Below are 12,455 nucleotides of genomic sequence, written 5' to 3' on the forward strand. Positions count from 1 at the left end.
GTCTCATGTTCCGCAAGATCCTGGTCGCGAACCGAGGCGAGATCGCCATCCGAGCATTCCGCGCCGCATACGAGCTGGGGGCGCGCACCGTCGCAGTGTTCCCCTTCGAGGACCGCGGCTCGCTGCACCGCCAGAAGGCCGACGAGTCGTACGAGATCGGTGAGAAGGGCCATCCGGTCCGCGCCTATCTCGATGTCGACGAGATCGTCCGCGTCGCGCTCGCGGCCGGTGCCGACGCCATCTACCCCGGGTACGGCTTCCTCTCCGAGAACCCCGAGCTCGCCGAGAAGGCCGCCGCGAACGGCATCGCCTTCATCGGACCGCCCTCGAAGGTGCTCGAGATGGCCGGCAACAAGGTCACCGCGAAGCAGCACGCGATCGCCGCGGGCGTGCCCGTGCTGCGCTCCACCGACGCGTCCGACGATGTCGACGCACTCCTCGCCCAGGCCGACGACATCGGGTTCCCGATCTTCGTGAAGGCCGTCGCGGGCGGCGGCGGGCGAGGGATGCGGCGGGTCGAGCGCAAGGAAGAACTCGCGCCCGCGCTGGCAGAGGCCATGCGCGAGGCCGGCAGCGCCTTCGGCGACGCCCGTGTCTTCCTCGAGCAGGCGGTGCAGCGACCCCGTCACGTCGAGGTGCAGATCCTCGCCGACAAGACGGGCGAGACCGTGCATCTGTTCGAGCGTGACTGCTCGGTGCAGCGTCGCCACCAGAAGGTGATCGAGATCGCTCCGGCGCCGAACCTCGATCCCGCCATCCGCGACGCCCTCCACGGCTACGCCGTCGCGTTCGCGCGGTCGATCGGGTACGAGAACGCCGGCACCGTCGAGTTCCTCCTCGAGACCGCCGGGCCCCGCACCGGCGAGGTCGTCTTCATCGAGATGAACCCGCGCATCCAGGTCGAGCACACCGTGACCGAGGAGGTGACCGACGTCGACCTCGTGCAGTCGCAGATGCGCATCGCCGCGGGGCAGACGATCGCAGAGCTCGGCCTGACGCAGGACCGCATCCAGCTGCGCGGTGCGGCGCTGCAGTGCCGCATCACGACCGAGGACCCGTCGCAGGGCTTCCGCCCCGACACCGGCCGCATCACGACGTACCGCTCGCCCGGTGGTGCCGGCATCCGTCTCGACGGCGGCACGACCGCTGCCGGCTCGCAGATCAGCCCGCACTTCGACTCGATGCTCGCGAAGCTCACGTGCCGCGGCCGCGACTTCCCGGCAGCGGTCGCGCGCGCCCGCCGCGCCCTGGCCGAGTTCCGCATCCGCGGCGTCTCCACGAACATCCCGTTCCTGCGGGCGGTGCTCGACGACCCCGCCTTCGTCGCGGGCGACGTCAGCACCTCGTTCATCGACGAGCGGCCCGAGCTGCTCACGAGCAACCCGTCGCGCGACCGTGCGACGAAGCTGCTCAACTGGCTCGGCGACGTCACCGTCAACCGCCCCTACGGCGAGAAGCCCGTGTCGGTGTCGCCCGGCAGCAAGCTGCCCGCCATCGACCTCTCGTCGCCGCCGCCCGCCGGCACGCTCGACCGCCTGCGCGAGCTCGGCCCCGAGGGCTTCGCCCGTGCACTGCGCGAACAGAGCGGTCTCGCCGTCACCGAGACGACGTTCCGCGACGCTCACCAGTCGCTGCTCGCGACCCGGGTGCGCACGCGCGACCTCGTCCGCGTCGGCCCGCATGTCGCGCGCATGACGCCGCAGCTGCTGTCGGTCGAGGCATGGGGCGGCGCGACCTACGACGTCGCGCTGCGCTTCCTCGCCGAGGACCCGTGGGAGCGCCTCGAGGCGCTACGCACGGCGATGCCGAACATCCCGATCCAGATGCTGCTGCGCGGCCGCAACACCGTGGGCTACACGCCACGCCCCGTCGAGGTGACCGACGCCTTCGTGCGCGAGGCCGCCGCGACGGGCGTCGACATCTTCCGCATCTTCGACGCCCTGAACGACGTGTCGCAGATGCGTCCGGCGATCGACGCCGTGCGCTCGACGGGCACCGCGGTCGCCGAGGTGGCGCTCTGCTACACGTCCGATCTGCTCGACCCGGCCGAGAAGCTGTACACGCTCGACTACTACCTGCGCCTCGCCGAGCAGATCGTCGAGTCGGGCGCGCACATCCTCGCCATCAAGGACATGGCCGGCCTGGTGCGTCCGGCGGCCGCGGCCAAGCTCGTCACGGCTCTGCGCGAGAACTTCGACCTTCCGGTGCACCTGCACACGCATGACACCGCGGGCGGTCAACTCGCGACGCTGCTCGCGGCGAGTGCCGCGGGAGTGGACGCGGTGGATGCTGCAGCCGCTCCGATGTCGGGAACCACGAGCCAGCCGTCGCTCTCTGCGCTGGTCGCCGCGCTCGCCCACACCGACCGCGACACCGGCCTCAGCCTGCAGGCGGTCAGCGACCTCGAGCCGTACTGGGAGGGCGTCCGCCACCTGTACCGCCCGTTCGAGTCCGGCCTCGCGTCGCCGACCGGTCGCGTCTACCACCACGAGATCCCGGGTGGTCAGCTGTCGAACCTGCGCCAGCAGGCGATCGCCCTCGGCCTCGCCGACGACTTCGAGCTCATCGAGGACATGTACGCCGCAGCCGACCGCATCCTGGGTCGCATCCCCAAGGTGACGCCGTCGTCGAAGGTCGTCGGCGACCTCGCGCTCGCGCTCGTCGCCGTGCGCGCCGATCCCGCCGACTTCGAGGAGAATCCGCAGAACTACGACATCCCCGACTCGGTCGTCGGCTTCATGGCTGGCGAACTGGGCGACCTTCCTGGTGGTTGGCCTGAGCCCTTCCGCACGAAGGTGCTCGCGGGCCGCACGATCTCGATCGACGTCCCGCCGCTCACCGCGGAGGAGCAGGAGGGCCTTGCCGGCGACGCCGCGACGCGCCGACGCACGCTCAACCGCCTGCTGTTCCCCGGTCCTGCGCGCGACTTCGAGAGGAACCGTGAGGCGTACGGCGACCTGACCGCGCTCGGCACCCCCGACTACCTCTACGGGCTGAAGCCGGGGGAGGAGCACGTCGCCGAGATCGACCCGGGCGTGCAGCTGTACGTCGGTCTCGAGGCGATCGGCGAAGCCGATCCCAAGGGCATGCGCACGGTCATGACGACCCTCAACGGCCAGCTGCGCCCTGTGTTCGTGCGCGACCGCAGCATCAAGGTCGAGGCGCGCCAGGCCGAGAGGGCCGACACCTCGAAGCCGGGCCAGGTCGCAGCGCCGTTCTCGGGCGTCGTCACCCTCAAGGCGAAGGCCGGCGACACCGTCACGGCGGGCCAGCCGGTCGCGTCGATCGAGGCCATGAAGATGGAGGCGGCGATCACCGCACCCGTCGACGGCGTCGTCGAGCGCCTCGTGATCGCCGAGACCGCGCAGGTCGACGCCGGCGACCTTTTGGTCGTCATCCGTCCGGCCCAGTAACCTGGAGGGCGGCATCCGCCCGAAACGCCGTCTTTTCAGGAGAGCTCCGCAGTGACGCCCGATCGCATCGAACACACGCCCGACGAGCCCGAGAACGGCGTGCTGTCCGAGACCGGAAGCATCGACACGACCGGTCTCGGCATCTTGGGTGGTGCGACGGCGCAGGTGAACGTCGAGCTGCCGTCCGAATCCGACGACGACCGGGAGGACGACGGCGTCATCGATGACGAGGTGCCCTTCGTGATCGAGATCCCGGCCGACGCCGATCTTCCGGTCATCGAGGCCGCTCCCGTCGAGGAGTTCTCGACCGAGACGACCGAGGCCGAGATCGTCGAGAACGCCGCCGACCTCGAGGAGTGGACCGTCGAGGGCGACGGCTTCGCCCCGGCGCCGCCCGCCGAGGACATCGCCGATGCGGAGATCGTCGAGCTGATCGAGGCCGAGATCGACGTCGAGGACGCCGACGTGGTCGACGAGGCCGAGCCCGAGCCTGTGGTCGAGCCTGAGCCCGTGGTCGAGGAACCGACGGCCGACGTCGAGGAGTTCGAGCCGGTCTCCGAGGAGCAGGTCTCCGAGGAGCCCGAGGCCGACGACGAGGAGTCCGTGGCCGACGGCGGCGAGCCTGAGGCCGCCGCCGAGGAGCCCGAAGCCGTCGCTGACGAGCCCGAGGCGGAACCCGTGCCGGCCGAGTCTGCACCCGCGGAGCCGGCCGTCGACGAGTTCGCGATCGCCGATTTCGACGCCGTCGACTTCGAAGACGCCGATTTCGACGGCGAGTTCGATCCGGCCGAGTTCGATCTCGAGCTCGCCGACGACGGCGTGGAGGCCGCCCTGGCGGAGAACGCCGCATCGGGAGACGATGTCAACAGGGCCGACGACCCCGTGGAGGAGCCCATGAGCGCCAAGACCCCGGCCGACGACGACAAGGCAGCCGCGACCCCGGCGCCGGCAGCGCCCAAGCCGGCGCCCGCCCGGCCATCGGTCCCGGCCCCGGCCGCTGCCGCCGCCGCGAAGACGGCCACCGGCCCGACGCCCGCCACCCGCCGTGAGGCCAACCACACCGGCGCCCAGCCGGTCGTGGAGCGCACGGCCGTCGAGCGCGCGGGGTTCCCCCGTGGCGACGTCGCCCTGACCTCGAAGCGTCTCGGCGAATTCGAGGCCGGCCGCGAGACCGCGGACCTGCTCACCGCCGATCGCCTGCTCGACCCGCACCAGGTGATCCGCCCCGAGCCCGAGGGGGCGTGGCAGCACTTCTTGTACTCGATCTCGGGAAAGCGCATCAACCTCGGCGACAGCAAGCGTGCGAAGGCCCGAAAGGACCTCGACCGCCGGATCGCGGCCCCGCTCACCGGCGGCGCCCGGTTCGTCCCGGTGCTGTCGCGCAAGGGCGGCGTCGGCAAGACGACCGTGACCACCCTGCTCGGCCAGGCGCTGGCCGACGCCCGCGACGACCGCGTGATCGCCATCGACGCGAACCCCGACCGTGGCACGCTCGCGGAGCGCATCACCCGTGACAGCGGCAAGACCGTGCGCGATCTCGTGCGCATGAGCCCCGAGGTGGTCGGCTTCAACGACCTGTCGGGCATCGTCGCGCGCGACGAGACGCGCCTCGACGTCGTCGCGTCCGACACGGACCCGCGCGTGTCGGAGGCGTTCAACGACACCGACTACCGGGATGTCGCGGCTCTCGCGGCCCACTACTACTCGGTGGTGCTCACCGACACCGGAACGGGCATCGTCCACTCCGTCATGGGCGCCACGCTCGACCTCGCCGACCAGATCGTCATCGTCGCCGGCCTGAGCGTCGACGAGGCCCGTCTCGCCTCCGAGACGCTGACGTGGCTCGAGACCAACGGCTACGCCGACAAGGTGCGCAGCGCCGTGGTCGTGCTGAACAACGCGCGGCCGGGGCATCCGCTCGTCCAGCTCGACGAGCTGGAATCGCACTTCCGCACGCGCGTGCGCGCGGTCGTGCGTGTGCCGTACGACCCGCACATCGCGGCCGGCAGCGCCATCGTGTTCCGCGAGCTGCAGCCCGCGACGCGCGAGGCCGCACGTCAGCTCGCCGCGACCGTGGTCGAGGGCCTCCGTTCGCTCGCATCGGCGGCCTGAGGCATCCGATGGCAGTCCGTCCCATCCGTGTCTTCGGCGACCCCGTCCTGAAGTCCGTCAGCACCCCGATCGGCGAGATCGACGACGGCGTGCGCGCCCTCGTGCGCGACCTGGTCGACACCGTCGAGCTGCCCGGCCGCGCCGGCGTGGCGGCGCCCCAGATCGGTGTCGGGCTGCGCGCTTTCAGCTACAACATCGACGGCGACATCGGCTACGTGCTCAACCCGGTGCTCGTCGAGGTGTCCGGAGAGCCCGAGGCCATCGGCGAGGGCTGCCTGTCGGTGCCCGGCCTCTGGCACGACGCTGTCCGCTACCCGCGGGCGAAGGTCGTCGGCATCGACCTCGACGGCAACGAGATCGTGCTCGAGGGTGAGGGCCTGCTCGCCCAGGCGCTCCAGCACGAGACCGACCACCTCGACGGCACGCTCTACCTCGATCGGCTCACGAAGGAGCAGCGTCGCGTCGCGATGCGCGAGATCCGCGAGTCCGACTGGTTCTGAGACACAGAAGAGGAGCGGATGCCGGGCTCCCCGGCATCCGCTCCTCTTGTGTCTTCTGAGCTCAGCTGAGCGAGACGTTGGTGGTGTTCACCGGCACCGAGTAGAGCTCTTCGATGTCGGTCTTGAAGTCCTCGAGGATCACGTTGCGCTTGATGCTCATCTTCGGCGTGAGGTGTCCGCTCGACTCGGTCCACTCCGTGGGCAGGATCGTGAACTTGCGGATCGACTCGGCGCGCGAGACGTTCTTGTTCGCGATGTCGATCGCGCGCTGCACCTCGGCGCGCACCGCGTCGTTCTTGGCCGCGTCGGCGAGCGACATGTCGCCCGGCAGGCTGTTGTTCGCCAGCCACGTCGGCAGCATCTCAGGGTCGAGCGTCACGAGGGCCGCGATGAACGGCTTCTGGTCGCCGACGACCACGACCTGCCCGACGATCGGGTTGGCGCGGATCGGGTCCTCCAGAGCCGCGGGCGCCACGTTCTTGCCACCTGCGGTGACGAGGATCTCCTTCTTGCGACCGGTGATCGTGAGGAAGCCCTCGTCGTCGAACGCGCCGATGTCGCCGGTCTTGAACCAGTCGCCGTCGAACGTGGCGGCCGTCGCCTCGGGATTGCGCCAGTACTCCTTGAACACGTTGATGCCGCGCACCTGGATCTCGCCGTCCTCGGCGAGACGGACGCCCACGCCCGGGATCACGGGCCCGACGGTGCCGATCTTGGACTTGCGCGCCTGGTTGACCGTCGCCGGTGCGGTGGTCTCGGTGAGGCCGTAGCCCTCGAGGATCGTGACGCCGAGGCTGTGGAAGAAGTGGCCGAGGCGGTGGCCCAGGGGAGCGGACCCCGACACGGCGTACGCCACGCGCCCACCCATCGCGGTGCGCAGCTTCGAGTAGACCAGGCGGTCGAAGAGCGCGAACTTGATCTTGGTGAGGAAGGGGATCTTCTTGCCCTCCTGCAGGAGACGGGAGTGCTCGATCGCGGTGTGGGCGGCGGCGCGGAAGATCTTGCCCTTGCCGCCGGCCTCGGCCTTCTGCTCGGCCGAGTTGTAGACCTTCTCGAACACGCGCGGCACGGCCAGGAGGAACGTCGGCTTGAACGAGCCGAGGGCGGGCAGCAGCTGCTTCGTGTCGGGCTGGTGGCCCGTCTTCACGCCCGCCTGGATGTCGAGGATCGAGATGAACCGCGCGAACACGTGGGCCGTCGTGATGAACAGCAGCGTCGAGGCACCCGGCGTCTCGAAGACCTCACGGTTGGAGCGGGCCGCGTTGCGCGTGAGCTCGACGAAGTTGCTGTGGGTCAGCACGCAGCCCTTGGGACGCCCGGTCGAGCCCGACGTGTAGATGAGGGTGGCGATGTCGGCGCCGTTGGCGAGGTTGCGGCGCCGCTCGATCTCGTCGTCCGAGACGCCGGCACCCTCGGCGACGAGCTTGTCGAGGTCTCCGCTGTGCATCTCCCACGCGGAGCGGATGAGCGGCAGCTCGGCTCGGGCCTCGGCGAAGCGGGCGGCGTGATCGGGCAGCTCGGTGATGATCGCCACGGCGCCCGAGTCGGTGAGGTTCCACGCGATCTGCGCGCTCGAGCTGGTCTCGTAGATCGGCACCATGACGGCGCCGGCATAGAACAGCGCGAAGTCGACGAGCGTCCACTCATAGGTGGTGCGGGCGATGAAGCCCACTTTGTCGCCGGGCTCGATGCCGCCGGCGACGAAGCCCTTGGCCAGCGCGATGACCTGCTTCTGGAACTCGGCCGCGGTGATGTCACGCCAGCCCTCGCCCTCTGGCACGGCGAACAGTGCGAGGTTCGGCGTCGCCTTGACGCGCTCGACCAGGAGGTCGGTGATGTTCGCCTGCGGATCGGCAGGGACGATAGCGGGGACTTCGAATTGGACCACGGCAGCTCCTTCGGTACCGGACGACTGAATCTCGGGTGGATCTCATCCGAGTCTAATCAGGTGTCACATCAGACTCGCCGGCGGGTGTGGAGAGCACCGCCTGGATAGACTTCAAGGCGCTGTCGCGCGTGCGGCGGATGGAGAGGGAGAACGTGCTCAAGGTCGGCATCGACATCGGCGGAACCAAGATCGCGGGCGGGGTCGTCGACTCCGACGGCACCATCGTCGAACAGCTCCGCGTCGACACCCCCACCGACACCGCCGCGCTCGCCCAGGCCGTGGTCGATATGGCCCGCTACTTCCGCGGCGCGCACGACGTCGCCGCCGTGGGTGTCGCGGCGGCCGGCTTCATCGATCGCGACCGGGCGACCGTCATCCACGCCCCCAACATCGCCTGGCACAACGAGCCGCTGAAGGCGACGCTCGAAGAGGGCATCGGCCTGCCGGTCACCATCGAGAACGACGCGAACGCCGCGGGGTGGGCCGAGTTCCGCTTCGGCGCCGGCCGCGGCGTCGGGCACATGGTGATGCTCACGATGGGCACCGGCGTCGGCGGCGCCATCGTGCTCGACGGCGAGCTCTTCCGCGGCGGTCACGGCGTCGCCGCGGAGCTCGGCCACATCCGCTTCATCCGCGACGGCATCCTGTGCGGCTGCGGTCAGCACGGATGCCTCGAGCAGTACGCGTCGGGCCGCGCACTGCAGCGCGAGGCCAACGACATCGCCGACGCCGGCGGAATCGGTGCCGCGCTGGCGGCCCACCGCGCCGAGAACGGCAAGATCAGCGGACCGGCGGTGTCGCGCCTCGTGCTCGCGGGCGACCCCGGGGCCGCCGAGGCGCTGCGGCGCGTGGCGACCGCGCTCGGCGAGGCGTGCGGCGGCTTCCAGGCGGTGCTCGACCCCCAGCTCTTCGTCATCGGCGGCGGGGTCGCCCAGCTCGGCGACGCCCTCCTCGAGCCGATGCGCGTCGCGTACGAGAAGTCGCTGCCGGGCTATGGCGAGCGGCCGATCGCGACCTTCAAGATCGCCAAGCTCGTCAACGACGCGGGCCTCATCGGAGCGGCAGATCTCGCGGGGACAGAGGCGTAGCGCGATGTTCTACTGGCTGATGAAATACGTGGTCATCGGACCGATCGTCAAGGCGATCTGGCGCCCGTGGATCGTCGGCCGTCGCAACGTCCCCGCCGAAGGCGCCGCGATCCTCGCGAGCAACCACCTCTCGTTCGTGGACTCGATCTTCCTGCCGCTCATGCTCGACCGGCCCGTCGCGTTCCTCGCCAAGAGCGACTACTTCACCGGCAAGGGCCTCAAGGGGTGGGCGACCCGCATGTTCTTCAAGGGCACGGGTCAGCTCCCCATCGACCGTTCGGGCGGCAAGGCGTCCGAGGCATCCCTCAACACGGGACTGCAGGTGCTGGGTCGGGGCGACCTCCTCGGCATCTACCCCGAGGGCACCCGCAGCCCCGACGGCAAGCTCTACCGCGGCCGCACCGGCATCGCGCGCATGGCGCTCGAAGCGCACGTCCCGGTGGTGCCCGTCGTCATGGTCGACACCGACACGATGATGCCGATCGGCACCACGGTCCCTCGGATCGTGAGGGTCGGCATCGTGGTGGGCGAGCCCCTCGACTTCTCGCGCTTCGAGGGCATGGAGGGCGACCGCTACATCCTGCGCTCGATCACCGACGAGATCATGGTCGCGCTGCAGCGGCTGGGGGAGCAGGAGTACGACGACGTGTACGCGTCGACCGTCAAGGACCGGCTCAAGCCGAAGACCCGCTGAACGCGGAGTGGCCGGTCGTCACGCGGCGCCGGTGGCCCGCGTCCCGCGGCTAGAATCGGGGGATGCTCCAGCACCTCGACGCACTCGACCATTGGCGGACCCTGCCCATCAAGCAGCAGCCGCAGTGGTATGACGCGGACGCGGTGGCGGAGGCATCCGCGGAACTTGCGACGCTGCCGCCGCTCGTCTTCGCCGGTGAGGTCGACAACCTCCGCGACCGCCTCGCGCGTGCCGCGTCGGGCAAGGCGTTCCTCCTGCAGGGCGGCGACTGCGCCGAGACCTTCGCCGGCGCGACCGCCGAGCAGATCCGCAACCGCATCAAGACGGTGCTGCAGATGGCCGTCGTGCTCACGTACGGCGCCTCGATGCCCGTCGTCAAGATGGGCCGCATGGCGGGCCAGTTCGCCAAGCCCCGTTCGAGCGACACCGAGACCCGCGGCGACGTCACGCTGCCGGCCTACCGCGGCGACATCGTCAACGGCTACGACTTCACCGAGGCGTCGCGCAAGGCCGACCCCAACCGGCTGCTCAAGGGCTACCACACGGCCGCGTCGACCATCAATCTCATCCGCGCGTTCACGCAGGGCGGCTTCGCCGACCTCCGTGAGGTGCACTCCTGGAATAAGGGCTTCGCGTCGAACCCCGCCAACCAGCAGTACGAGCGCCTCGCCACCGAGATCGACCGTGCCATCAAGTTCATGGAGGCGGCGGGCGCCGACTTCGACGAGCTGAAGCGGGTCGAGTTCTACACCGGCCACGAGGGCCTGCTCATGGACTACGAGCGGCCCATGACGCGCATCGACTCGCGCACGAACACGCCCTACAACACGTCGGCGCACTTCCTGTGGATCGGCGAGCGCACCCGCGAACTCGACGGTGCGCACGTCGATTACTTCTCGAAGATCCGCAACCCCATCGGCGTCAAGCTCGGCCCGACCACGTCGGCCGACACGGCGCTCGCGCTCATCGACAAGCTCGACCCGAACCGCGAGCCCGGCCGCCTCACGTTCATCACGCGCATGGGTGCCGGCAAGATCCGCGACGCGCTGCCGCCGCTGCTCGAGGCCGTGAAGGACTCGGGCGCGACCCCGCTGTGGGTCACCGACCCGATGCACGGCAACGGCATCACGACCCCGACCGGCTACAAGACGCGTCGCTTCGACGACGTCGTGGACGAGGTCCGCGGCTTCTTCGAGGCGCACCGCTCGGTCGGCACGTTCCCCGGTGGCATCCACGTCGAGCTCACCGGTGACGATGTCACCGAGTGCCTCGGCGGCTCCGAGCAGATCGACGAGGCTACCCTCGCCACGCGCTACGAGTCGCTGTGCGACCCGCGCCTGAACCACATGCAGTCGCTCGAGCTCGCCTTCCTCGTCGCCGAGGAGCTCGAGAAGCGCTGACCTCTCGCGCCTGACACGAAGAAGATCCCGGATGCCTCGCCTCGAGGCATCCGGGATCTCTCTGTTCCTCCCCTCCTGTGCCGGCTCTGTCCCCGTCGCGGTCGCCGTCGGCGACGAGACCGCGCGATAGCACCGCAGACCGAGGCTTGACGGTGCTGTTGCGAGGTCCCCTCGCGATTGCGTGCGGGACAACGGGATGCCTCGGCCCGCAGCATCCGGAATCCTCGCCGCTCAGCTGTTCTGTGCGACGCCGTCGCGGCCTCCGGCCCCCCGGGCGACGAGACCGCGCGATAGCACCGCCGACCTGGGGGCGACGGTGCTGTTGCGCGGTCTCGCGTCGGGGTTGTGGACAATCTCCGCCTCCGTCGACGCAGGCGCGGCAGGATCGACGGATGCCGCGCCGACAACTCCCTGATGAGCTCAAAGGGTTCGCGTTCACGACCGCAGAGGCACGTGATCGTGGCGTCGACCGGGGGAGGTTGCGGGGGAAGGATGTCGTGAATCCGCATCATGGCATCCACATCGCGGCGGAGTGCGCGGTCGACGACGACATCATGGCGCGCTGCGAACGACTCATCCCGGCATTGGGGCCGGGGCACTGGTTCAGCCATCGGACGGCGGCGCGCATCTGGGGGATGCCGCTCCAGCCGGCGTACTCGGCGACCGAAGGGCTGCACGTCCTGTCGGTGGGAACACGCGTGGCGCTGCGCCACGCCGGCGTGATCGGTTGGGTGACGTCTGCTGATCCGGTGCAGCGGGAGATGTTCGGCCTGCTCCCGGTGGTCTCGCCTGCCGACGTCTGGTGTCAGCTCGCCCAGCGTGGCGCGGTCGTCGGTGGCGCGCTGATCGCGCACGAGTGGCTCGTCGCGGCCGCGGACTACCTCCTGACCGGTAAGCGGCAACCCGACGGGACGCGTGGCACGCCGCCGTGCACCGTCGACGACCTGGAGGCCGCGATCTTCCGCCGTGGTCGTGGGCGAGGCACCGCGGCGCTCCGCCGGGCCCTCTCCGACGCCCGTTCTCCGGTGGACTCTCCCTACGAGACACGGACGCGGCTCGGCCTGGTCGCACACGGGCTGCCCGAACCGCAGGTGCAGGTGCCGGTCGAGACCACCGAAGGGCGGCGGCACGCGGACCTGGGGTATCCGAGCCGGAAGCTGCTCATCGAGTATCAGGGGGAGGAGCACCGCAGCTCGCGCAAGAGGTGGCTCAGCGATCTGACACGCGTGCAGCTGTTCCAGGACGCGGGGTACGAGGTCTTCCTGATCGGCGCCGACGATGTCGACCCGGACTGTTCCGCCCTCGCCGCGCGCGTGAGACGCGCCCTGAGCCGCGAGACCGCACGTTAGCACCGGGTCCG

At 70.0% G+C, this 12,455-nt stretch carries 8 protein-coding genes; 7 read left to right on the plus strand and 1 reads right to left on the minus strand.

Going from position 1 to position 12,455, the window contains the following annotated elements; all coding sequences use genetic code 11:
- Window positions 1-5: 5 nt before the first annotated feature.
- Genes ASF40_RS04655 through def form a run of 3 tightly spaced genes read left to right on the plus strand, consistent with a single transcriptional unit; the run spans window position 6 to window position 6,025 of the window.
- Complete coding sequence (locus tag ASF40_RS04655; protein WP_056367082.1) at window positions 6-3,413, plus strand: pyruvate carboxylase; 3,408 nt, start codon at window positions 6-8, stop codon at window positions 3,411-3,413.
- A gap of 51 nt (window positions 3,414-3,464) precedes the next feature.
- Entirely contained in the window at window positions 3,465-5,525 is a 2,061-nt protein-coding gene (locus ASF40_RS04660) for a MinD/ParA family ATP-binding protein (protein ID WP_056367083.1), read from the plus strand.
- An 8-nt stretch (window positions 5,526-5,533) separates the two neighbouring features.
- Window positions 5,534-6,025 (plus strand): peptide deformylase, encoded by a 492-nt coding sequence (gene def, locus ASF40_RS04665; RefSeq protein WP_056367084.1) that lies wholly within the window; start codon window positions 5,534-5,536, stop codon window positions 6,023-6,025.
- Window positions 6,026-6,086: 61 nt separating this feature from the next.
- Here the strand turns inward: def and ASF40_RS04670 are convergent, their stop codons facing one another.
- Complete coding sequence (locus tag ASF40_RS04670) at window positions 6,087-7,913, minus strand: AMP-dependent synthetase/ligase (RefSeq protein ID WP_056367085.1); 1,827 nt, start codon at window positions 7,911-7,913, stop codon at window positions 6,087-6,089.
- 152 nt (window positions 7,914-8,065) lie between these two features.
- Here ASF40_RS04670 and ASF40_RS04675 point away from each other — a divergent pair, with 152 nt between their 5' ends.
- From ASF40_RS04675 to ASF40_RS04690, 4 genes are all read left to right on the plus strand, one after another.
- Window positions 8,066-9,001, plus strand: a complete 936-nt coding sequence (locus ASF40_RS04675) for an ROK family glucokinase (protein ID WP_056368197.1) — start codon at window positions 8,066-8,068, stop codon at window positions 8,999-9,001.
- 4 nt (window positions 9,002-9,005) lie between these two features.
- Window positions 9,006-9,695: a lysophospholipid acyltransferase family protein gene (locus tag ASF40_RS04680; RefSeq protein WP_056367086.1), complete on the plus strand. Its 690-nt coding sequence runs from the start codon at window positions 9,006-9,008 to the stop codon at window positions 9,693-9,695.
- Between the two features lie 62 nt (window positions 9,696-9,757).
- A complete protein-coding gene (locus ASF40_RS04685) occupies window positions 9,758-11,095 on the plus strand; it encodes a class II 3-deoxy-7-phosphoheptulonate synthase (protein WP_056367087.1) in 1,338 nt (445 codons plus the stop codon).
- A 497-nt stretch (window positions 11,096-11,592) separates the two neighbouring features.
- On the plus strand, window positions 11,593-12,444 hold the full coding sequence (locus ASF40_RS04690; protein WP_056367088.1) for a hypothetical protein: 852 nt from the start codon (window positions 11,593-11,595) through the stop codon (window positions 12,442-12,444).
- Window positions 12,445-12,455 lie beyond the last annotated feature (11 nt).

This window comes from Microbacterium sp. Leaf288 (genome assembly GCF_001422925.1).
Taxonomy (GTDB): Bacteria; Actinomycetota; Actinomycetes; order Actinomycetales; family Microbacteriaceae; genus Microbacterium.

Coding starts and splice junctions, on each gene's coding strand:
- ASF40_RS04655 (WP_056367082.1), top strand. CDS start 6: ATGTTCCGCAAGATCCTGGTCGCGAACCGAGGCGAGATCGCCATCCGA.
- def (WP_056367084.1), top strand. CDS start 5,534: ATGGCAGTCCGTCCCATCCGTGTCTTCGGCGACCCCGTCCTGAAGTCC.
- ASF40_RS04680 (WP_056367086.1), top strand. CDS start 9,006: ATGTTCTACTGGCTGATGAAATACGTGGTCATCGGACCGATCGTCAAG.
- ASF40_RS04685 (WP_056367087.1), top strand. CDS start 9,758: ATGCTCCAGCACCTCGACGCACTCGACCATTGGCGGACCCTGCCCATC.